The organism is Bradyrhizobium sp. USDA 3315, assembly GCF_054056795.1.
Map to the genome: position 1 here is coordinate 7,734,738 of NZ_JBSRYP010000001.1, position 21,502 is coordinate 7,756,239.

General features: G+C 64.6%; 20 protein-coding genes. 4 read left to right on the plus strand and 16 right to left on the minus strand.

What is annotated here, in order from left to right:
* Positions 1-84 precede the first annotated feature (84 nt).
* From ACVIYL_RS36375 to ACVIYL_RS36445, 15 genes are all read right to left on the minus strand, one after another.
* Positions 85-612 carry a carboxymuconolactone decarboxylase family protein gene (locus ACVIYL_RS36375; RefSeq protein WP_253609125.1) on the minus strand — a complete coding sequence of 176 codons (528 nt, stop codon included), beginning with the start codon at positions 610-612 and terminating at the stop codon, positions 85-87.
* A 577-nt stretch (positions 613-1,189) separates the two neighbouring features.
* Positions 1,190-1,549: a Zn-ribbon domain-containing OB-fold protein gene (locus tag ACVIYL_RS36380; RefSeq protein ID WP_092085482.1), complete on the minus strand. Its 360-nt coding sequence runs from the start codon at positions 1,547-1,549 to the stop codon at positions 1,190-1,192.
* Entirely contained in the window at positions 1,546-2,682 is a 1,137-nt protein-coding gene (locus ACVIYL_RS36385; protein ID WP_253609126.1) for a thiolase family protein, read from the minus strand. The genes ACVIYL_RS36380 and ACVIYL_RS36385 overlap by 4 nt, the downstream gene beginning before the upstream one ends.
* A 121-nt stretch (positions 2,683-2,803) precedes the next feature.
* The gene (locus ACVIYL_RS36390) at positions 2,804-3,970 is read right to left on the minus strand and encodes an acyl-CoA dehydrogenase family protein (protein ID WP_253609127.1); all 1,167 of its coding nucleotides are present in this window, start codon (positions 3,968-3,970) and stop codon (positions 2,804-2,806) included.
* 11 nt (positions 3,971-3,981) lie between these two features.
* Complete coding sequence (locus ACVIYL_RS36395; RefSeq protein WP_456780862.1) at positions 3,982-5,181, minus strand: CaiB/BaiF CoA transferase family protein; 1,200 nt, start codon at positions 5,179-5,181, stop codon at positions 3,982-3,984.
* 163 nt (positions 5,182-5,344) lie between these two features.
* Entirely contained in the window at positions 5,345-5,554 is a 210-nt protein-coding gene (locus ACVIYL_RS36400) for a hypothetical protein (RefSeq protein WP_253609129.1), read from the minus strand.
* 143 nt (positions 5,555-5,697) lie between these two features.
* A complete protein-coding gene (locus ACVIYL_RS36405; protein WP_253609130.1) occupies positions 5,698-7,236 on the minus strand; it encodes a class I adenylate-forming enzyme family protein in 1,539 nt (512 codons plus the stop codon).
* 1 nt (position 7,237) lies between these two features.
* Complete coding sequence (locus tag ACVIYL_RS36410; protein ID WP_253609131.1) at positions 7,238-8,407, minus strand: acetyl-CoA acetyltransferase; 1,170 nt, start codon at positions 8,405-8,407, stop codon at positions 7,238-7,240.
* 45 nt (positions 8,408-8,452) lie between these two features.
* Complete coding sequence (eda, locus tag ACVIYL_RS36415; RefSeq protein ID WP_253609132.1) at positions 8,453-9,103, minus strand: bifunctional 4-hydroxy-2-oxoglutarate aldolase/2-dehydro-3-deoxy-phosphogluconate aldolase; 651 nt, start codon at positions 9,101-9,103, stop codon at positions 8,453-8,455.
* On the minus strand, positions 9,100-10,056 hold the full coding sequence (locus ACVIYL_RS36420) for a sugar kinase (protein ID WP_057019736.1): 957 nt from the start codon (positions 10,054-10,056) through the stop codon (positions 9,100-9,102). The genes eda and ACVIYL_RS36420 overlap by 4 nt, the downstream gene beginning before the upstream one ends.
* A 156-nt stretch (positions 10,057-10,212) precedes the next feature.
* The gene (gene denD / locus ACVIYL_RS36425) at positions 10,213-11,199 is read right to left on the minus strand and encodes a D-erythronate dehydrogenase (protein ID WP_253609133.1); all 987 of its coding nucleotides are present in this window, start codon (positions 11,197-11,199) and stop codon (positions 10,213-10,215) included.
* Between the two features lie 52 nt (positions 11,200-11,251).
* Entirely contained in the window at positions 11,252-12,175 is a 924-nt protein-coding gene (locus ACVIYL_RS36430; protein WP_016847193.1) for a carbohydrate ABC transporter permease, read from the minus strand.
* The gene (locus ACVIYL_RS36435) at positions 12,168-13,127 is read right to left on the minus strand and encodes a carbohydrate ABC transporter permease (RefSeq protein WP_018271134.1); all 960 of its coding nucleotides are present in this window, start codon (positions 13,125-13,127) and stop codon (positions 12,168-12,170) included. Before ACVIYL_RS36435 ends, ACVIYL_RS36430 begins: the two co-directional genes overlap by 8 nt.
* Positions 13,128-13,236: 109 nt before the next feature.
* Positions 13,237-14,556 (minus strand): ABC transporter substrate-binding protein, encoded by a 1,320-nt coding sequence (locus ACVIYL_RS36440; protein WP_057019733.1) that lies wholly within the window; start codon positions 14,554-14,556, stop codon positions 13,237-13,239.
* A gap of 76 nt (positions 14,557-14,632) precedes the next feature.
* Positions 14,633-15,700 carry an ABC transporter ATP-binding protein gene (locus ACVIYL_RS36445; RefSeq protein ID WP_028334988.1) on the minus strand — a complete coding sequence of 356 codons (1,068 nt, stop codon included), beginning with the start codon at positions 15,698-15,700 and terminating at the stop codon, positions 14,633-14,635.
* A gap of 208 nt (positions 15,701-15,908) precedes the next feature.
* On the opposite strand from ACVIYL_RS36445, the gene gntR reads away from it, so the two are divergent.
* The 4 genes from gntR to ACVIYL_RS36465 all read left to right on the plus strand — a co-directional run bounded on the left by gntR (position 15,909) and on the right by ACVIYL_RS36465 (position 20,592).
* Positions 15,909-16,937 carry an HTH-type transcriptional regulator GntR gene (gene gntR, locus ACVIYL_RS36450; RefSeq protein ID WP_168855702.1) on the plus strand — a complete coding sequence of 343 codons (1,029 nt, stop codon included), beginning with the start codon at positions 15,909-15,911 and terminating at the stop codon, positions 16,935-16,937.
* Positions 16,938-17,147: 210 nt separating this feature from the next.
* A complete protein-coding gene (locus ACVIYL_RS36455) occupies positions 17,148-18,986 on the plus strand; it encodes an IlvD/Edd family dehydratase (RefSeq protein ID WP_253609134.1) in 1,839 nt (612 codons plus the stop codon).
* Between the two features lie 112 nt (positions 18,987-19,098).
* On the plus strand, positions 19,099-19,833 hold the full coding sequence (locus ACVIYL_RS36460) for an SDR family oxidoreductase (protein ID WP_253609135.1): 735 nt from the start codon (positions 19,099-19,101) through the stop codon (positions 19,831-19,833).
* A gap of 12 nt (positions 19,834-19,845) precedes the next feature.
* Positions 19,846-20,592 (plus strand): SDR family NAD(P)-dependent oxidoreductase, encoded by a 747-nt coding sequence (locus tag ACVIYL_RS36465; RefSeq protein WP_253609136.1) that lies wholly within the window; start codon positions 19,846-19,848, stop codon positions 20,590-20,592.
* On the opposite strand, the gene ACVIYL_RS36470 is transcribed toward ACVIYL_RS36465, so the two are convergent.
* The gene (locus tag ACVIYL_RS36470) at positions 20,589-21,461 is read right to left on the minus strand and encodes a LysR substrate-binding domain-containing protein (protein ID WP_253609137.1); all 873 of its coding nucleotides are present in this window, start codon (positions 21,459-21,461) and stop codon (positions 20,589-20,591) included. The two genes, ACVIYL_RS36465 and ACVIYL_RS36470, sit on opposite strands and share 4 nt — an antisense overlap.
* Positions 21,462-21,502 lie beyond the last annotated feature (41 nt).

A 21,502-nucleotide genomic window follows, 5' to 3' on the forward strand; every position in this document is an offset into this window, starting at 1 on the left:
CCGGACCGCATTCCGCTTCGCTGCATGCGCTCCGGCCTCTCCCCGCAGGCGGGGCGAGGCGAAGGACTCCGCGACGCGATCCGCTCAGCTCACCACTTCCGTGACCGGCTGCATGTCGATCTCGAAGGTCTCGAGAAATTTCGACGTCATGATGTAGAACCCGACCGAGAGCTGCAGCTCGATCAGCGCGGCCGGCGTCAGCTTCGCCGCGATCGTCTTGAAGGTCTCGTCGGTCGGCTTCTTCAGCTTGACGATCTCGTCGGTAAAGGCGAGCGCCGCGCGCTGCACCTCGTTGAAGCAGGTCGCGGACTGCCAGTCCTCGAGCGCGGCGTTCTGCTCGTCGGTGACGCCGACATTCTTGCCGATGCGCTTGTGCGCGACGATCTCGTAGGGCGCCTCGCAGAGAATGCCGGTGCGCGTGATCGCAAGCTCGCGGACGACGGGATCGAGCTCGCCCTTGTGGCGGATCGCGCCGCCGAGCCGGCAGTACTGTTCAAAGTAACTTGGCGAATGCGCCATCATGCGGAAGATATTGGCGTTGCGGTTCTTGTCGAGGATCTCGCGGGTCCGCGGGCTTGCCTTCGCGGGATCGGAGTAGTCGATACGGGCCATTTCCTAACCTTGATCTTGCTGTCGTTTCTGTCGGGTTCCGAAACACTAGAGCTTTTTCCGTTCCGATGAAATCGGAACGGGGCCCTAGATCCTTGTTTTGACGCGTTTTCTTGACGCGAACCGGTATCAACTTCGCTCGAAAACGCTCTGTACGAGCTGCTGTCGCAGGAGCAACACGCGCGAGTCAAATTGCCGCCGCATTCCCAGACAACGCTGTCACAGTCGATATTCGCTGAGTGGGGACTCGTCAAAAGCGAATACTCGACGCGGGGTGTTCCGAGTAAAAAATCCGGCCGTCTTGCGCGCAATTTGCGCAACGATGAGTCACGCCCAAGTCTAGGGGAAACGCATGAAGGAAGCCACCAAGAGGGCGGCCTCGGAAGCGCTTGCGCAAATGCTGGCGGTGACGGCAATGCTCGTCATCGCCAGCTTCATCTTTTATTGGCACTGAGGCATGATCCGGAAAAGTGTGTAGCGGTTTTCCGAAAGATCATGCCCAAAATGATCCGCAAACTATGAGGGGCAAGAGCGAACCAGTTTAGCCTGGTCTTGCGTTCTGACTGGATCGTTCAGCCCCTCATTTCGCCTTTGCGAAATATGGAACCAGCCTCCCCGCGAATTGCGTGAAGCGCGCCGCGACCTTGTCGCCGATGGCAAGGTCATTGTCGCCATGAGCCATCATGCGAAAGCCCTCGTCGGCATCGACAAGCACGATGTTGTACGGCACATGCGCCCGCGTCTCGGGCGTCGCGGCGCGGCAGACCAGCGAGGTCGCATACACCGTCCCTGCCCCGCTCGCGCGATGCTCGGCAAGATCGGGCGAGCCGCAGGCGGCGCAAAAGCTGCGGCGGAAATATTGCCGCGCGCCGCAGCCGTTGCAGGTCTGGTAGACGATGGCTTCAGTGCCCTTGGTCCAGTCCACGATCGGTCCGCTCATCGCACGCGCTCCAGGAACATGCTGACATGCGACGACAGCACGCCGCCATCGCCGTGCAGCAGCGCCACCGAGGCGTCGCGCACCTGACGATTTTCGGCGCGGCCGGTCATCTGCAGATGGGTCTCGATCAGATGCGCCATCGCGCCGCCGACGCCGCAATGGCCGTAGCTGAGCAGGCCGCCATGGGTGTTGAGCGGCATCTCGCCATCCTGATTGAAATAGCCGGCGCGCACCCGCGCCGCCGCCTCGCCGCGTCCGGCAAGGCCGAGATCCTCCAGCAGCATCGCGAGCGTGATCGTGAAGCTGTCATAGACCGCGGCGTAGCGCACGTCCGGGATCGCGACGCCCGCCGCCTGCTTCGCTTTTGCGATCGAAATCTCGGCGCCGAGTTCGCTCAGCGCAGGTGCTGCGGTGACGTGCTGATGGGTGTGTGCCTGGGCGCAGCCGCGGACGCGGACCTGCCGCTCGCCGGTCGGCTCGCGGCTGATCACACAGGCCGCACCGCCGTCCGACACCGGGCAGCAGTCGAGCAATTTGAGCGGCATCGCCACCGGCTTGGAGGCCATCACGTCGGCAACCGTGATCGGCTCGTGGAATTGCGCGCCGGGATGCGTCAGCGCGTGCTTGCGCATCAGCACCGCGAACTCGGCGAGGTCTGCCTGCGTGAGGCCGTATTCATGCATGTAGCGCGTTGCGACCAGGCCGTAGTAGGCCGGGATCGTCGGCCCCAGCGTCACCTCGTAATCGGGATGGCCGACCTGGGCCAGCGCCTGGATCGAGGCGTCGCGGCTCTGCCCGGTCAGCCGGTTCTCGCCGCCGACCACCAGCACGTGTTTTGCAACACCGGCATCGACCAGGTGATGCGCCAGCATGGTCATCGCAAGCCCGGTGGCGCCGCCGACCTGCACGGCGTGCGCGTAAGCCGGGCGAATGCCGAAGTGCTCGGCGAACACCGTGGCCAGCATGATATGCGGCGAGACCGTGGAGTAGCCGCAGAGGATGCCGTCGATCTCGGAGCGCTTCAGCCCGGCATCCGAGATCGCAAGCTCGGCCGCCTTGCTCATCAGGTCGAGCGAGGACAAGCCCTCATGCTTGCCGTAGGACGTGAGGCCGACGCCGGTCACGAAGCTCATCGTGTCTCTGCCCTCTCCATCGTCATTCCGGGGTGGTCCGAAGGACCATTCCCGGAATCTCGAGATTCCGGGTTCGATGCTTCGCATCGCCCCGGAATGACGCTGTGGGAACTTCCTGTCATCAATACGACTTCGGAAGGCCGAGCACCTTCTCGCCGATGAAGCTGAGGATCAGCTGTGGACTGATCGGCGCGATGCGCGGGATCAGCGATTCCCGCAAGTAGCGCTCGACGTGATACTCCTTGGCGTAGCCGAAGCCGCCATGGGTCATCACCGCCTGCTCGCAGGCATGGAAGCCGGCTTCCGCCGCGAGATATTTTGCGGAGTTCGCCGCGGGGCCGCAGGGCAGGTTCTGGTCATACTGCCAGCCGGCGCGCAGCACCATCAGCCAGGCAGCCTCCAGTTCCATCCAGCACTTCGCCAGCGGATGCTGGATCGCCTGGTTCATGCCGATCGGACGGTTGAACACGATGCGGCCCTTGGCATATTCCGACGCCCGCTTCAGCGCGATCTGGCCGAGGCCGACCGCTTCGGCCGCGATCAGGATGCGCTCGGGATTCATGCCGTGCAGGATGTATTCGAAGCCGCGGCCCTGCTCGCCGATGCGGTCTTCGACCGGGATCTCGAAATTCTCGAAGAACAGCTCGTTGGAATCGACCGGCTTGCGGCCCATCTTCTCGATTTCGTGCACGGTGACGCGCTTGCGGTCGAAATCGGTGTAGAACAGGCTGAGGCCATGGGTCGGGCTGCGCACCTCCTCCAGCGGCGTGGTGCGCGCGAGCAGCAGGATCTTGTTGGCGACTTGGGCGGTCGAGATCCACACCTTCTGGCCGTTGACGATGTATTTGTCGCCTTGGCGCACCGCGCGGGTCTTGAGCTGCGTGGTGTTGAGGCCGGTGTTCGGCTCGGTCACCGCGAAGCAGGACTTGTCGCGGCCGTCGATGATCGGCGGCAGCATGCGCTGGCACTGCTCCTTGGTGCCGAAGACCACCACCGGATTGAGGCCGAACACGTTCATATGCACCGCGGACGCGCCGGACATGCCGGCGCCGGATTCGGAGATCGTGCGCATCATGATCGCGGCATCGGTGATGCCGAGCCCGGAGCCGCCGTACTCCTCGGGGATGCAGATGCCGAGCCAGCCGGCATCGGCCAGCGCGCGGTGGAAGTCGGCCGGATAGCCGCCCTCCTTGTCCTTCTTCAGCCAGTAGGCCTCGTCGAAGCGCGAGCAGATCTTGGCGACGGCATCGCGGATCGATTCCTGGTTGGCGGAGAGTGCGAAATCCATCTGTCGTGCTCCTATGCCTGCACCGCTTTGGCCGCGCCGTCGCGCACCATTGCCGCGATCTCCTCGGTGGAGAAACCTGCCTCCTGCAAAATCTCCGCGCTGTGCTCGCCGAGCCGGGGCGCCAGCCGACTCGGCTCGACCTTGGTCTCCGACCACCGCGCGGACGGCGTCATGCTGCGGATCCGGCCCTCGGTCGGATGATCGACCACGGGGAAGACGCCGGTCGCGACCATATGCGGATCCTCCAGCAGGCTTTCGAGATCGTGCATCGGCATCACCGGCACGTCGGCCTTTTCGAGGATCTCGTTCCACGCGGCGGTGGTCTTGGTCTGGAGAATACGCGCGAGCTCGGCGTAGACGACATCGATATTGGTGGCACGGCCGGCGAAGGTCGCGAATTTCGGATCGCTGCGCAGATCGTCGCGGCCGGTTGCCTTGAAGAAGTTCTCCCACTGCTTGTCGTTGTAGACGATCACGCAGATATAGCCGTCGAGCGTCTTGTACGGCCGCCGGTCCGGCGACAGATGGCGCGCATAGCCGCCCTTGTCGAGCGGCGGATCGTAGGTCAACCCGCCCATGTGGTCGCCCATGACGAAGCCGGCCATGGTCTCGAACATCGGAATGTCGACGCGCTGGCCCTGCCCGGTGCGGTCGCGATGCACGAGGCTCGCACAGATCGCGCCGACCGCGGTGAGGCCGACGATGCGGTCCACCAGCGCGTTCGGCACATAGCGCGGCACGCCGTCCGAGGTTTGCGCCATCAGCGCCGGCAGCGCGGTCGCGCCCTGGATCAGATCGTCATAGGCGGGCTTGGCGGCATAAGGTCCCTCCTGGCCGAAGCCGAACACGCCGGCATAGATCAGCCGCGGGTTGACCTCGGAAACGACGTCATAGCCGAGCTGCAGCCGCGCCATCGCCTGCGGGCGCACATTGTAGACCAGCACGTCGGCCTTCGCGATCAGCCGCAGCACCGCCTCGCGCCCCGCCGGCTTCTTCAGATCGAGGCAGACCGAGCGCTTGCTGCGGTTGGTGTTGAGGAACACCGGTCCCATGCCGGGATGCCGCGTTGGGCCGATCTGCCGCGTCACGTCGCCGTCGGGCGATTCCACCTTGATGACGTCGGCGCCGTAATCGCCAAGCATCTGCGTGGCGTAGGGTCCCATCAGCACGGTCGTCATGTCGACGACCTTGATACCCTGCAGTGGTCCCATCGTCCTGTTCGCTCCCGGATGTCGTGGTTATGGAGCTAGTAACGGGAGCTATTCCAAGAGATCAAGCTGCGCCGGGCGTATGGGCGTATGCATGGCCGCGGCCGGGCCGCTTCCGTGCGGCGGAACGCAGGGTGGGCAAAACGAAGCGGATTCACCGCCGCCCTTATGCCAGCGACTGCCCCGTCATCACCTCGCGCGCCTTCAGGAGCTTCTCCAGTTCCGCATTCTGCTGCTCGAGCCGCTCGGCGATGCGCTCCTCGACTTCGGCGCCGGCAGCGCCTGCGGCCTGCTCGATCAGCTGCCTGATATTGTCCCGGAGGATCGCGATACGATCGTTCACTTCCGACAGCGACAGAGACGTCTCGATTCCCATGGTCCGTTCTCCCGGTGACAAGCACAGGCAGCTTAGCGCGGCGGGAGGTCCGGGCATATCCCCTAACCGCCTTAGTGACCCCAATCCCTACTGTGCATGGGGTTGTTTTCGATGTTTTCGATTCAACCCAGCCTCGCCCCGCTTTAGCCCATGCCTTTGGCCAGCATCTCCCGCAGCGCGGTCTTCAGCACCTTGCCGTAATTGTTCTTCGGCAGGGCATCGAGATAGACATAGCGCTTCGGCCGCTTGAAGCGGGCGATCGAGGCAAGGCAATGCGCGTCGAGCTTGCCGTCGTCGGCGGCAGTGCCCTCCGTCAGCACGACGCAGGCGACGACGATCTCGCCCCATTCCGGATCCGGCACACCGACGGCCGAGACCTCGCGGACATCGGGATGGGTCAGCAGGGCTTCCTCGACCTCGCGCGGATAGATGTTGGTGCCGCCGGAGATGATCACGTCCTTGGAGCGGTCCGACAGCGTGAGGAAGCCGTCGGCGTCGAGGCGGCCGACATCGCCGGTGCGCAGCCAGCCGTCCTTCAGCGTCTCGGCATTGGCCTTCGGATTGTTCCAGTAGCCGAGCATCACGGTCGCGCCCTTGACCTCGATCTCGCCGGTCTCCCCGGCAGGCAGCGGCTTGCCGTCCCTGTCGGTGATGCGCACGGTGACGACGCTCTGCGCCAGCCCGACCGAAGCCAGCCGTTCGAGATAGCGCGGGTGATCGCTCCGGGCGTGCCAGCCGCGCGACAGCGCCGTGATGGTCATCGGCGACTCGCCCTGGCCGTAGATCTGCACGAAGCGCTGGCCCATCGTCGCCATCGCATCGGTGATGTCGGCCGTGTACATCGGACCGCCGCCATAGATGATGGTGCGCAGCCCTTCGCCGTTCTCGCCGCGCTTCTTCGCGGCATCGACCAGGCGGCGCACCATCGTGGGGGCCGCGAACATCACGACATTGTCGAGCTGGCGGCCGAGGTTGAGCACCTCGTCCGGATCGAAGCCGCCGGACTCCGGCACGACGTGGCGGCCGCCCATCCGGACATGCGGGAAATTGTAGAGGCCGGCGCCATGCGAGATCGGTGCGGCATAGAGCGAGGCATCGTGCGGCGTCGCCGGATCGACGTCGGCGAGATAGCACAGCGACATCGCGACCAGATTGCCGTAGCTGAGCATCACGCCCTTGGGACGGCCGGTGGTGCCCGATGTGTAGAACAGCCAGGCGAGATCGTTGCTCTCGCGCGGCAGCGGCGCAGGTGGGCCCTCGCCGCTTCGCATCGTTTTGTAAGCGTCGCTGTCGACCGACAGCATGGTCATGCCGGCGGGAGCATCCGCCTTCGCCTCGGTCAACGCACCGATCGTATCGTCGGAGACGAAGGCGAGCTTGGCACCGCCATTGCCGCAGATCCATGCCGCCTCGCGGCCGTGCAGCTTGGCATTGATCGGGATCGCGGCAGCGCCGATCCACCAGATGCCGTAGAGGCATTCGAGATATTGCGTGCAGTTCGACGCAAACAGCGCGATGCGGTCGCCGGCGGCAATGCCGTGATCGCGCGCCAGCGCCGCCCCGATTGAGGCGGCGCGGCGGGCAAAGGTGGCATAGTCGGCGTCGAGATCGAAACCGGTCAGCAGCGCCGGCGCGTCGGGACGCGCCCGTGCCGTCGCCGCCAGCCATTCGGCAATGTTCAAGCTACTTCGCCGGCTCGAGGATCGAGACGTAGTTGGCGACCGCGGCGCCGCCCATGTTGAAGATGCCGCCGATCTGCGGGTTCTTGAGCTGCATGCCCTCGGGCGCCTGCCCCGTGAGCTGCATCGCGCTCATCACATGCATGGAGACACCGGTGGCGCCGATCGGATGGCCCTTGGCCTTGAGGCCGCCGGACGGATTGACCGGCAGCTTGCCGTCCTTCTGGGTCCAGCCTTCCATGATCGCGCGCGCGCCCTGTCCCTTCGGCGTCAGGCCCATCGCTTCGTATTCGATCAGCTCGGCTACGGTGAAGCAGTCATGGGTCTCGACGAAGGACAGGTCGGAGAGCTGGAGGCCGGCCTTCTGCAGCGCGCGCTGCCAGGCGGTGGTGCAGCCTTCGAACTGCAGGATGTCGCGCTTGGACATCGGCAGGAAATCCTGCGCATGCGCGGTGGCGCGGATGTTCACCGCCTTGCCCATGGTCTTGGCGGTCACGGCATCGGTCAGCACCAGCGCGGCGGCGCCGTCCGAGACCAGCGAGCAGTCGGTGCGCTTCAAGGGACCGGCGACGAACGGGTTTTTGTCGCTCTCGGCGCGGCAGAACTCGAAGCCGAAATCCTTGCGCATCTGCGCATAGGGATTGGCGACGCCGTTCTTGTGGTTCTTGGCGGCGATCATCGCCAGCGCATCCGACTGGTCGCCGTATTTCTGGAAATAGGCCTGCGCGATCTTGCCGAACACGCCGGCAAAGCCGCCGACCGTGTCGCCGTCCTCGGGCAGATACGACGCCTTGAGCAGGTTCTTGCCGATCTCCGGGCCCGGCGTCTTCGTCATCTGCTCGACGCCGACCACCAGCACGATCTTCGCGGCGCCGGCTTCGATGGCGCGAATGCCCTGATGCACGGCGGCCGATCCGGTGGCGCAGGCATTCTCAACCCGGGTGGTCGGCTTGAAGCGCAGCGCCGGATTGGCCTGCAGCACCAGCGAGGCCGTGAAATCCTGCGGCGAGAAGCCGGCGTTGAAATGGCCGAGCATGATCTCGTCGACATCGGACGCGGCGATGCCGGCGTCAGCCAGCGCCTCGTTGGCGACCTTGACCACGAGACCCTCGACGGTCTCCGCGTCGAACTTTCCGAATGGCGTGTGCGCCCAACCCACGATGCTGGCGGTCATGGCCGTATCTCCCTGTTCCTGTTCGGAGAGTTATGTAGCGTATCTTCAGGCGGCTTTCAGCGTTTTCATCGCCTTCGCGCACATGGCGGTTATGCCGGCCCAATTGCCGGCGCGGATATCGGCCGCGGGGCATAGCCAGGAACCGCCGACTGCCAGCACATTCGGCTCGGCGAGCCAGGTCGCCGCATTGGCCTCACTGACCCCGCCGGTCGGGCACACCCTGACCTGCGGAAATGGCCCGGCCAGAGCCCGCAGTGCCTTGATACCGCCCGCCTGCTCGGCCGGGAAGAATTTGACGACGTCGAAGCCGTGGGCCAGCGCCTGCATCAACTCGGAGGCGGTCGCGATCCCCGGCGCGAAGGGCAACCGGCTGGCGGCTGCCGCCGTCAACAGCTCGGGCGTCGCACCGGGGCTGATGCCGAATTTGGCGCCCAGTGCCTCGGCGCGCACCAGGTCGTCACCATTGAGGATCGTGCCGATCCCGACGATCGCCTCCGGCACACCGGCGATGATGGCCCTGGCCGCGTCGACCGCGACCGCCGTCCGCAGCGTCACCTCGAGCGTCCGCACGCCGCCGGCGACCAACGCCTTCGCCAGCGGCACCGCGTCCTCGAGCCGCTCGATGGTCAGCACCGGAATCACGGTGGCCTGGCGGATCAGCTCGGCGATCCGGTCCTGCTTCGATGTCGTTGTCATTGCGAGGCCTTGCGGGATGGTGGGAGACGAAGCGCCTTTTTCGGCGGCATGGCGTAACGCGGAATGATCGCGCCGGGATAGCACACCACGACACCGGCCAGCCGATGGCCGGCGCGCGCCGCCTCCTCTGGCTCGGCGCCGCCGAGCCGCGCGGCGAGATAGGCGGCGGCAAAGCTGTCGCCGGCCGCGGTGGTATCGACGACCGGCTTGGTAAGCTGCTCCGCCTTCACCTCGCGCGTTCCGCCGGCCGAGCGCACGATGCAGGCCGGCTCGGCGAGCTTCAGCACCACCTCGGGGCTCGAGATGCCGGCCAGCAGCGCCGTGTTGCTCTCGCCGGGATAAAGCGGTGCCAGATCCTCGGTCGAGGCAAGCACGATATCGGCCGTCTCGAACGCGCTGCTGAAGACCTTCCGCGCGACGTTCAGGTCCGGCCAGCCGCGGGCGCGGAAATTTGTGTCGAACGCAAACCGCGTCCCCAACAGCCGCGCACGCTTCAGCGCCGCCAGCAATCGCTCCTGCCCGTCCTCGCGCAGGATCGAGAGCGTGATCGCCGAGAGATAGACGACGTCATAGGTCGCGAGCGAATTCAGGATGTCTTCCGTTTCGGGCAGATCCATCAGGTCGCGGGCGGCGGCGCTGTCACGCCAGTGGAAGAAGCGCCGCTCGCCCTTGTCGTCGGTCTGGATCAGATAGAGGCCGGGCAGCTTGCCCGCCGATCGCGCGACATGCTTGGTGCCGATGCCCTCGCTCGCCCAGCCCGCGATCATCTCATCGCTCAGCGCATCATCGCCGAGCGCCGTGAAGTAATCGACGTGGATGCCGAGCCGGGACAGATAGACCGCGGTGTTGAGCGTGTCGCCGCCATAGGAGCGCGAATACAGCCCGCCGAGCTGCCCGCCAGGGGCCTGGCGCAGCTCGATCATGCATTCGCCGATGCTGGCAACTCTGGTCATCTCGAGCGCCGCGCTAAAGCGCGATGAAGCCTGGTTGAATCATCATCGCGCCTTAGCCCCTTGTCTGAGCATGATCTTCGCGCAAACGCGTTCCGCGTTTGTCGCGAGGGAAACCGCCTCGCACTTTTCCGGATCATGCTTTAGCCCGGACGTTGCTCAGGCGGCGAACTTGCCGCCGAGTTCGTCCTCGATATGGATCCGGATGATGTCGTCGAACGTCTTCTCGGCCGTGGTGAAGCCGAGCTTCAGCGCGCGGTCAGTAGCGAAATCGCGCGGCCAGCCCGAGACGATGCTGATGATGGTCGGATCGGGCACCCGCTTGATGCGCGCGGTGACGTTCTTGCCGGCGACGCGCTCCAGCGACGCGATCTGCTCGCCGACGGTGACGGACATCCCCGGCATGCTGAGATTGCGCCGCGGCCCCATCGCGTTGAGATCCATCGTGCCGGCGTGAACCAGAAAGCCGACCGCCGATTTCGGCGAGGCGTGCCAGTGCCGGACGTCCTCGGAGACCGGCAGCACCGCCTCCTCGCCCGCCAGCGGCTCGCGGATGATATTGGAGAAGAAGCCGGACGCCGCCTTGTTCGGCTTGCCCGGACGCACGCAGATTGTCGGCAGGCGGATCGAGATCCCGTCGAGCAGACCCTTGCGGGTGTAGTCGTTGATCAGGAGCTCGCAGATCGACTTCTGCGTACCGTAGCTCGTCAGCGGCGTATGGAAGAATTCGTCGCCGATCTTCTCGGGGAACGGCGCGCCGAACACCGCGATCGAGGACGTGAACACCAGCCGCGGCTTGTAGCCGCCGCCGACGGCACGGATGGCGTCGATCAGATAGCGGGTGCCGTCGAGGTTGATCCGGTAGCCCTTGTCGAACTCGGCCTCGGCCTCGCCCGAGACGATCGCGGCAAGATGGAAGATCACCTCGGGACGCTCGGCGATCAAGGGCGCCGCGGCGCCGGCATCGGCGAAATCGGATGCGACCACATTGACCGGGATCAAGGCATTCGCGGGCTTGGCCGGCGCGACCACGTCCTGCAGCGTCATCCGGGTGATCTCTTGCTTGCCGAGGCGGCCCTCGCGCAAGAGACGCTCGGTCAGCTTGCGGCCGACCATGCCGGCGGCGCCCAGAATCAGAATGTGCACGACCCTGCTCCTTTTCTTGTCTTGTTCGAATTCAGCTGCGGGCCTTGCGCGCTCATTCCTTCACGGCACCCGTCATCGCCGAGACATAATGCTCAACGAAGAACGCGTAAAGAATAACCAGCGGCAGCGAGCCGCATAGCGCCCCTGCCATCAGGGACCCCCAGCGATAGATGTCACCGTCAACGAATTCGTTGACGATGGCGACCGGGACGGTCTTGTTCGGGGTCGATTGCAGGAACGTCAGCGCATAGATGAACTCGTTCCAGCACAGGGTGAAGCAGAAGATGAAGGCCGAGATCAGGCCGGGGACAGCGAGCGGCAGCACGATCTTGATCAGGATTTGCCAGCGGCTGGCGCCGTCGATCAGTGCGCATTCCTCGAGCTCGAACGGGATGGTCTTGAAATAGCCCATCAACAGCCAGGTCGAGAACGGAATCAGGATCGTCGGATAGGTCAGGATCAGCGCCAGGGGCGAGTCGAACAGGCCGTACTGAAACACGACGGTCGCGAGCGGAATGAACAGGATCGACGGCGGCACCAGATAGGCCAGGAAGATCAGGCCGCCGACGACGTTGGCGCCCTTGTAGCGCAGCCGCACGATCGCATAGGCCGCGAGCACGCTCGCGATGATCGACAGCACGGTGGCGCCCACCGCCACATACATCGTGTTCCAGAGCCAATGCGGATAGTAGCTCTCGAACAGCAGCTTGTGGATGTGCTTGAAGGTCGGATTCCAGGTCCAGAACGGATTGTACTTGTCGAGATCGAGCAGTTGCTCGTCCGGCTTGATCGCCGTCAGCCCCATCCAATAGAACGGGAACAGCAGGATGATCACGATGATCGACAGCGGGATGTAGAGCGTCACGATGCGCCGCGGCACCGACTGCAGGTAGCTCATGCCCTCGCTGTTGTCGACGCGCGACGGCGTCGACAGGATGCTCTTGAGGTCGACCTTGGAGGCGGGAAGATCAGTCATTGCTCTCTCCCTGCTGCCACTTCCTGCGTTGCAGCCCGAACCATGACACCATGATCGCGGCGAGCAGGAACGGGATCATCGCGCTCGAAATCGCGGCGCCCTCGCCCAACTGCCCCGCGATGATCGCGCGCTGATACGACAGCGTCGCCATCAAATGAGTGGCGTTGACCGGGCCGCCACGGGTCATCGCCCAGATCAGCTGGAAATCGGTGAAGGTGAACAGCACCGAGAACGTCATCACGACGGCGATGATCGGCGTCAGCAAGGGATAGGTGATGTAGCGGAACATCTGCCAGCGCGAGGCGCCATCCAACGTCGCCGCCTCGTACAGCGACGGCTGCACGGTCTGCAGGCCCGCCAGCAGCGTGATCGCCACGAACGGTACGCCGCGCCAGATATTGGCGAAGATCACGCAGATCCGGGCCCAGGTGGTGTCGCCGAGGAAATTGATGTTCTGGGTGATCAGGCCGAGATGCTTGAGCGACCAGGAGATGATCGAGAACTGGGAATCGAAGATCCACCAGAACGCCAGCGCCGACAGCACGGTCGGCACGATGAAGGGGATCAGCACCGCGGCCCGCAACAGCGCCTTGAACGGCATGCGCTCGTTGAGCAGCAGCGCCAGATAGAGCCCGACCGCGAACTTCACGGCGCTCGCGATGAAAGTGTAGAGCAGCGTGTTGAAGACCGACAGCCAGAAGATGGCATCGTCCCACAACCATTCATAGTTCTCAGTGCCGATGAAATGACCGACGCGGCCGATGCGGGTGTCGGTGAAGGACAGCCAGATGCCGAGCCCAAGCGGATAGGCCAGGAAGAAGATCAGGAACGCCATCGCCGGCAACATGAACCAGAAGCCGAGCCAGTTCTTGTTGTGGCGGAGCTGATCCCATGCGGTCGCTTCGCGGATTTCGGTTTTCGCACGTCGCGGCGCGAGGGCGATGTCAGCCATAGGCGATGTCCCGATTGCTCAACGGATTGAGCATGACTACGCAATATTCCAATGATGGCATTCCAATGATGACGCGGGCGGCGGCGCTCCGCCGCCCGCGGCCATCACATCAGCGATAGATACGCTTCAGCTGCCGTTCGGCTTCCGCCATCGCGGCCTTGCCGTCCTTGGCACCGGTGCAGTAGTTCGCGAACATGTCGACCACGATGAAGTCGGCGATCGCGGTCGCGGCCTTCTCGCCGGGCGTGCCGATGCCGGAGGCCGGCAGCGCGCGCTTCGAGGCCTGGCCGAACACCGCGTTCTTCGGATCGGCGGTCCACACCGGAGCCGAGTCGTAGGCGTTGAGCGTGTGGGTGAGATAACCCCGCGCGCCCGACAGCCACTTCTCGAAATTCTCCTTCTCCAGCATGAAGGCGATGAAGGCCTTCGCCGCGTTCGGATATTTGCAGAAGTTGAAGGCGAGGATCGGAACCGCGAGTTGCAATTCGGTCGGCTTGCCGATCGAGCCGACCGGCCACAATGCGTGGTCGATGTCCTCGGCGAGCTCCTTCTTGCTCGGATCGTCCTTGGCCGCGACGTAGATCGAGATGCCGTTCGAGGTCAGGAACAGCTCGCCCGACAGGAAGGCCTTGTTGTTGGAGGAATCGTTCCAGGACGCGACACCCGGAATGAAGGTCTCCGACAGCGCCTTGGCATACTCCAGCGCCTTCATCGTCTCCGGCGAATTGATGATGACCTTGTCGTCCTTGTCGACGGTCCAGGCGTTGTGGCCCCAGAGGATGTTGTGCACCCAGGCATTGGCGTCGCCGGTGGCGTGGCCGAGCGCGAAGCCGGCCGGCGTGTTGTTCTTCTTCAGCGCTTTGCACAGTTCAAGATAGGCCGGGAAATCGGACGGCACCTGCTTGAAGCCGGCCTTCTCGACCGCCGACTTGCGATAGGTCAAATAGCCGCCGATGGTCGCGACGGGAATGCCGAGCCAGTCATTGCCCTGCTTGCAGGTCTTGGCCGCGGCTTCGGTCCAGCCGCCATATTTGTTGCCGAGATAGTCGGCAACGTCGTTCATCTTGAGAACCTTGGTCGGGAACAGCTGCGGCAGCGTGTGCAGGCCCCAGGCGAGGTCGAGACCCGAGCCGGTGTTGGCGGCGACCGAGGCCTTCGGCTGCACGTCCTCGAAGGACTCGCTGAACACGTTCATCTCGGTGCCGGTTGCCGACTTGAAGGCCGCGACCATGGCGTTGAATGCATCGTCTTCCGCGGGCACGAAGCGCTTCCAGCGCATCACGGTGAGCTTGGCGCCGGGCTCCGCCTTCCAGGGCGCGCTCTGCGCCCAGGCCTTGGCGAAGTCAAACAGCGCCGGCCCGGTGAGCATGCCGGTTGCAGCCAGCGCCGTGCCGCCCTGAAGTAGCGAGCGGCGAGTAAAATCGTGCATCGTCCTTCTCCCTATGATTGTGTTTTTGTTGTTTTTGATCTGGCCTGTTGGTCGGCCATTAAGATCGATCGGTCCGTCAGCTGTTCAGTCGCTTCCCCGTCGAATCGTCGAACAGATGGACCAGCGACGGATCCGGCTTGAGCCGAACCTTGTCGCCCGGGTTGAACAGATGGCGCTCGCGGAACACGGCGACGACCTGCTCGCCGCCGAGCTTGGCGAACACCTGGGTCTCCGAGCCGGTCGGCTCGACCACCACGATCTCGGCCTCGGCGCCGTCATCGGCGATGGTGAAATGCTCGGGCCGCACGCCGTAGACCGCGGGTTGGCCGTCGGAATTGGCCGGCGCCGATTTCAGCGGCAGCTTGACGCCGTTCGGTCCCTCGAAATAGGCGGCGCCGTTCACCTTCACATTGCCCTTGAGGAAATTCATCGCCGGCGAGCCGATGAAACCGGCCACGAACTGGTTCGCCGGCGTGTCATAGAGTTCGAGCGGCGAGCCCATCTGCTCGACGATGCCGTCATGCATCACGACGATCTTGTCGGCCATGGTCATGGCCTCGATCTGGTCGTGGGTGACGTAGACGGTCGTGGTCTTCAGCCGCTGGTGCAGCTCCTTGATTTCGGTGCGCATCGCAACACGCAGCTTGGCGTCGAGGTTCGACAGCGGCTCGTCGAACAGGAACACCTGGGGATCGCGCACGATGGCGCGGCCCATCGCGACGCGCTGGCGCTGGCCGCCGGAGAGCTGGCGAGGATAGCGCTCGAGCAGCGGCGTCAGCGCAAGGATTTCCGCGGCGCGCTTGACGCCGGTCGAGATCTCCTCGGGCTTGGCGCCGCGCAGCTTGAGCGAGAAGCCCATATTGTCGGCGACGGTCATATGCGGATAGAGCGCGTAGTTCTGGAACACCATCGCAATGTCGCGCTCTTTGGGCTGGACATTGTTGACGACGCGGTCGCCGATCGAGATCGTGCCGGAGGTGATGTTCTCGAGCCCCGCCAGCATGCGCAGCAGGGTCGACTTGCCGCAGCCGGAGGGGCCGACCAGAACGACGAACTCGCCGTCCTCGATCGGGATCGACACGCCGTGCAGGACCTCAAAATTGCCGAACGATTTCCGCACGTCGCGAATCTGGACCGACGACATCCACTTCCCTCCCTCAAGTTCCCGACGACGTACGACGAGTGCCGCCACCGCTCTGTTTTGTGTTCCGGCCGCGCTGGGTGCGCGGCGCTGTTGGACTGGCGTTATTGTCCGCAGTTTATCCGGTTTTGGCAATCGTTCGATTAGCAATCGCTTGGTAGCGCTGTCAATATCAGTTTGTCTGCGACGAACGTCGTGATATGAGCGGCAAATGGCCCGAAAGCGCATCACGCCAGGCAAGATCCGGCTCGCCGAAGTCGCGAAGCTCGCCGGTGTCAGTCCGATTACGGCCTCACGGTTCTTCAGAAATCCGGAAGCACTTTCGGCCGGCAAGCGCGCGCGGGTCGATAGTGCGGCAAAAGAACTCGGTTACGTGCCCAATCTCGCGGCACGCGCGCTTGCGTCGCAGCGCACCGAGGTGATCGGTGTCCTGATCCCGTCGCTGACCAACAACGTGTTCTCCGACGTGCTGCGCGGCATCTATGACGCGCTCGACGGCAGCCGCTACAGCATTCAGCTCGCCAACACCCGCTACAGCATCCTGCAGGAAGAGCGCCTGCTGCGTCTGTTTCTGGCACAGAAGCCCGCCGGGCTGATTATTACCGGCATCAACCAGACCGCCGATTCCCGCCGCATCATGGAGACGGTCGATTGTCCGATCGTCCAGATCATGGAGGTCGGTCCCTCCCCGATCGACATGATGATCGGATTCTCGCATTTTGACGCCGCAAAAGCGGCCATTGCCCACCTGCTCGCGCAGGGCTACCGGCGGATCGGCTTCCTCGGCGCGCGGATGGACCCGCGGGTGCAGCGTCGGCTCGACGGCTATCGCTCCGCGATGACCGACGCTGCGCTGTTCGATCCACAGCTTATTGTGACAACGGCGATCCCGACCTCGGTCACGCTCGGCGGGACGCTGTTTGCCGACCTGCTCGCCAAGGCGCCCGACATCGACGCCGTGTTCTGCGTCAATGACGACCTTGCGCTCGGCGCGCTGTTCGAATGCAAGCGCCGGCACGTGGCGGTGCCAGAGCAGATGGCGATCGTCGGCTTCAATGACCTCGAATTCATGGCGTCGAGCGAGCCGACCTTGAGCAGCGTGCGCACCAATCGTTACGAAATGGGCAGAAACGCTGCCGTGATGGTGATCGAGACGCTGGAAGGGCGCCGGCCCGCCGAACCCGTCGTCGATCTCGGCTTCAGTGTCATGGAACGGCAAAGCTCGGCGCGACGCAATTGAGGTCGCCCGGCAGCTGCCCGTCATAGGAGACGCGAAAAATGATAAAATGATAGCGCAACCAAGACCCTTCAACTAAGGTCCAATCCATCACACGAAACACCTGTGCGTGATCGGTCGGGTTTGTAATGCACGACGATTTGCGCAAGGTAGCAACGACGTTGAACCAGAGCCCTTGAATGGGCCCACCAGTTTGCATTGCGGGAGAAACCAATGACAAAATCCCCCACCAACGGGCACGACGCCGCAGGCGCGACCAGCAAGGGCAAGGGCCGCAGGCTCCGCTCCCAGGAATGGTTCGACAACCCGCACAATCCGGGCATGACCGCGCTCTATCTCGAGCGCTATCTCAACTACGGCCTGACGCGGGAGGAATTGCAGTCGGGCAAGCCGATCATCGGCATCGCGCAGACCGGCAACGACCTGTCGCCCTGCAATCGGCATCACCTCGAGCTCGCACACCGCGTCCGCGAGGGCATCCGCGCCGCCGGCGGCATCGCCATGGAGTTTCCCACCCATCCGATCCAGGAGACCGGCAAGCGCCCGACCGCGGCGCTCGACCGCAACCTCGCCTATCTCGGCCTCGTCGAGGTGCTGTTCGGCTATCCACTCGACGGCGTGGTGCTGACCACCGGCTGCGACAAGACCACGCCGGCCTGCATGATGGCGGCGGCGACCGTCAACCTGCCGGCGATCGTGCTGTCGGGCGGCCCGATGCTGAACGGCTGGCACGAGGGCCAGCGCACCGGCTCCGGCACCGTGGTGTGGAAGGCGCGCGAGCGGCTCGCCGCCGGCGAGATCGACTATGAGCAATTCATCGAGATCGTGGCCTCCTCGGCCCCCTCGGTCGGCCATTGCAACACGATGGGCACCGCCTCCACCATGAACTCGCTCGCGGAAGCGCTCGGCTTCTCGCTGCCGGGCTGCGCGGCGATCCCGGCGCCGTATCGCGAGCGCGGCCAGATCGCCTACGAGACCGGCAAGCGCATCGTCGACATGGTCTGGGAGGATTTGAAGCCGTCGGACTTCCTGACGCGCGAGGCGTTCGAGAACTGCATCGTGGTCAACTCCGCGATCGGCGGCTCGACCAATGCGCCGATCCACATCAATGCGCTGGCGCGCCATGTCGGCGTCGAGCTGTCGATCGACGACTGGCAGAAATACGGCCATGACGTCCCGCTGCTGGTGAACATGCAGCCGGCCGGCTTCTATCTCGGCGAGGAATATCACCGCGCCGGCGGCGTGCCCTCGGTGGTGCGCGAGCTGATCAAGCACAAGCGCATCCACGAAGGCGCCCTCACCGTCAACGGCCGCACCATGGGCGAGAACTGCAAGGAAGCACCTGCGCCCGACGGCGACGTGATCTGGGGCTACGACAAGCCGCTGGTGAAGGACGCCGGCTTCATCGTGCTGCGCGGCAATCTGTTCGACTCCGCGATCATGAAGACCAGCGTGATCTCGAAGGAATTCCGCGACCGCTATCTGTCCAACCCGAAGGACCTCAATGCCTTCGAGGGCCGCGCCATCGTGTTCGAGGGGCCGGAGGATTATCACAACCGTATCGAGGATCCCGCGCTCGACATCGATGAGCACTGCGTCCTGTTCGTCCGCGGCACCGGCCCGATCGGCTATCCCGGCGGCGCCGAGGTGGTGAACATGCAGCCGCCCGCCGCGCTGATCAAACGCGGCATCCTATCCCTGCCCTGCATCGGCGACGGAAGGCAGTCCGGCACTTCGGGCTCGCCCTCGATCCTCAACGCCTCGCCGGAGGCCGCCGCCGATGGCGGGCTCGCGATCCTGAGGACCGGCGACAAGGTGCGCATCGACCTCAACAAGGGCAGCGCCAACATCATGATCTCGGAGGATGAGCTGCGCACCCGCCGCGCCGAGCTGAAGGCCAAGGGCGGCTTCCCGCATCCGGCCAACCAGACGCCGTGGCAGGAGCTCTACCGCAAGACCGTCGGCCAGCACGCGACCGGCGCCTGCCTCGAGCTCGCGACGCGCTACCACGACATCGCCGGCAAGGTCGGCGTGGCGCGCGACAATCACTAGGACGCAAACCGTCATTGCCGGGCGCGACCCGGCAATCCATCGCTCCTCGAAGATGGATGCGCGGGTCAAGCCCGCGCATGACACTGCAAATCGTCAAAGAAGGAAGAAACGCATGTCAGACCGCCTGAAGGGCAAGCGCGCATTCGTAACCGCAGCGGCCGTCGGCATCGGCCGCGCCTGCGCGCTGGCCTTTGCCCGCGAGGGCGCGAGCGTGTTCGCGACCGATATCGACGAAGGCAAACTTGCGCTGCTCAAGCAGGAAGGCGTCGCCGAGGTTGCGAAGCTCGACGTGCGCGACACCGCAGCCGTCGAGGCAATGGCAAAACGCGCGGGCAAGACCGACATCCTGCTCAATGCCGCGGGCTTTGTGCATCACGGCACAGTGCTGGAGTGCTCGGACGACGACTGGGATTTCTCCTTCGACCTCAACGTCAAGTCGATGCACCGCACCACGCGCGCTTTCCTGCCCGGCATGCTGGCGCAGGGCGGTGGCGCCATCGTCAACATCGCCTCCGCCGCCGGCGCGGTGAAGGCGGCGCCGAACCGCTACGTCTATAGCGCCACCAAGGCCGCGGTCGCGGCACTGACGCGCTCGGTCGCGGCCGACTTCATCACCAAGGGCATCCGCTGCAACTGCATCTGCCCCGGCACTATCGAGACACCTTCGATGCTTGAGCGTGCGGCGGCTGCCGGCCCGCAGGGACGCGAGATGTTCGTTGCGCGCCAGCCGATGGGCCGGCTCGGCACCGCCGAGGAAATCGCCGCGCTCGCCGTCTATCTTGCCAGCAACGAAAGCTCGTTCACGACAGGTGTCGCGCATGTCATCGACGGCGGCTGGACACTCTAATCGGGAGGCAACATGAACAAGATCGATCTCAACGGCCGCTGTGCCGTCGTCACCGGCGGCGCGCAGGGATTTGGCCGCGCCATCACCGAGCGCTTTGTCGCGTCGGGCGCCAAGGTCGCGATCTGGGATTTCGACCAGCCGCTGGCCGAGAAGACCGCGCGGGCGATCGGCGAGAACGTGATCGCGATCAAGACCGACGTCACCAATCCCGACGCGGTCGACGCCGCGCGCGATCAAACGCTGCGGGCGTTCGGCAAGATCGACATTCTCGTCAACAACGCCGGCATCACCGGAGCCAACAAGCCGGTATGGGAAACCGATCTCGAGGACTGGCGCCGGGTGATGCGCATCAATCTCGAGGGGCCCTTCATCTGCTGCAAGGCGATCGTGCCGACCATGATCGGCCGGAAGTACGGCCGCATCGTCAACATCGCCTCGATCGCCGGCAAGGAGGGCAATCCGAACGCCGCGCATTATTCGTCGTCGAAGGCGGGCCTGATCGCGCTCACCAAATCGCTCGGCAAGGAGCTCGCGCAGCACGACATCCTGGTCAATGCGGTGACGCCGGCCGCAGCGAAGACCGCGATCTTCGACCAGATGACGCAAGCGCACATCGACTTCATGCTGTCGAAGATCCCGAAGGCCCGCTTTGTGCAGGTCGAGGAGCTCGCCTCGATGGTGGCATGGCTGGCCTCGGAGGATTGTGCCTTCTCCACCGGCGCGGTGTTCGACATTTCCGGCGGCCGCGCGACCTATTAGATCGCCGCTCGCCTCGCCGGCTGCCGCAGCGCCGCGACGAGATGATCGGCCAGGAGTGACGCCGCGTGCGACAGGTTTTGCGCGCGATGCAGCCGTATCTCGGCCCGCGGCAGCCGCGGCATGCCGTCGCGCGCGGTCAGCCGACGCAGCGTCGGCGGAAACGTCCCCGACTTGACCACGGTCACGGCGAGGCCCTGCGCCGCGATCGCCTCGACCGCGGACAGGCTGTGGCTGACAAAGGCGAGCCGCCACGGCCGGTTCGCCTCGTCCAGCGCCTGCATCGCCCAGCTCCGGAACAGGCAGCCCTGCGGATAGAGCGCGACCGGCAGCGGATCGAGTTCCTCGACGCGATGTGCGGCGCTCGCGGCCCACACCGCCTGCTCGGTGCGCAGCAACTCGCCCTCGCCGCGTCCCTCGGGGTGCATCGCGATCACGAGGTCATAGGCTTCGCCGAGCCGATCGGTCATTGTCGACGTCAGCCCGGTCTCCATCTCGACATGGATCAGCGGATAGCTGGCGATGAAGTCCTTGAGCAGCGGCGGGACGATCATCGTCCCATAGTCGTCCATCACGCCGAGGCGAACCCGTCCATCCGTGCCGTGCGCGCGCACCCGGCCGACCGCTTCCGCGTTGAGGCTCAAAATGCGGCGGGCATAGCCGAGCAATCCCTCGCCTGCCGCAGTCAGGTCGACACTGGACGTGCTGCGGTGAAACAGTTCGGCCTGCAGCCGCTCTTCCAGCCGCTTCACCTGCATGCTGACGGCGGATTGGGTCCGGTTCAGCGCCGAGGCCGCGCGGGTGAAGGAACGATGCTCCGCCACCGCGACAAAGGCCTGCAGAAGATCCGGGTCCAGGATGGGCGCACTCATAACGATCTGTGATTTAGTCAATCACATCTATTCCATTCCCT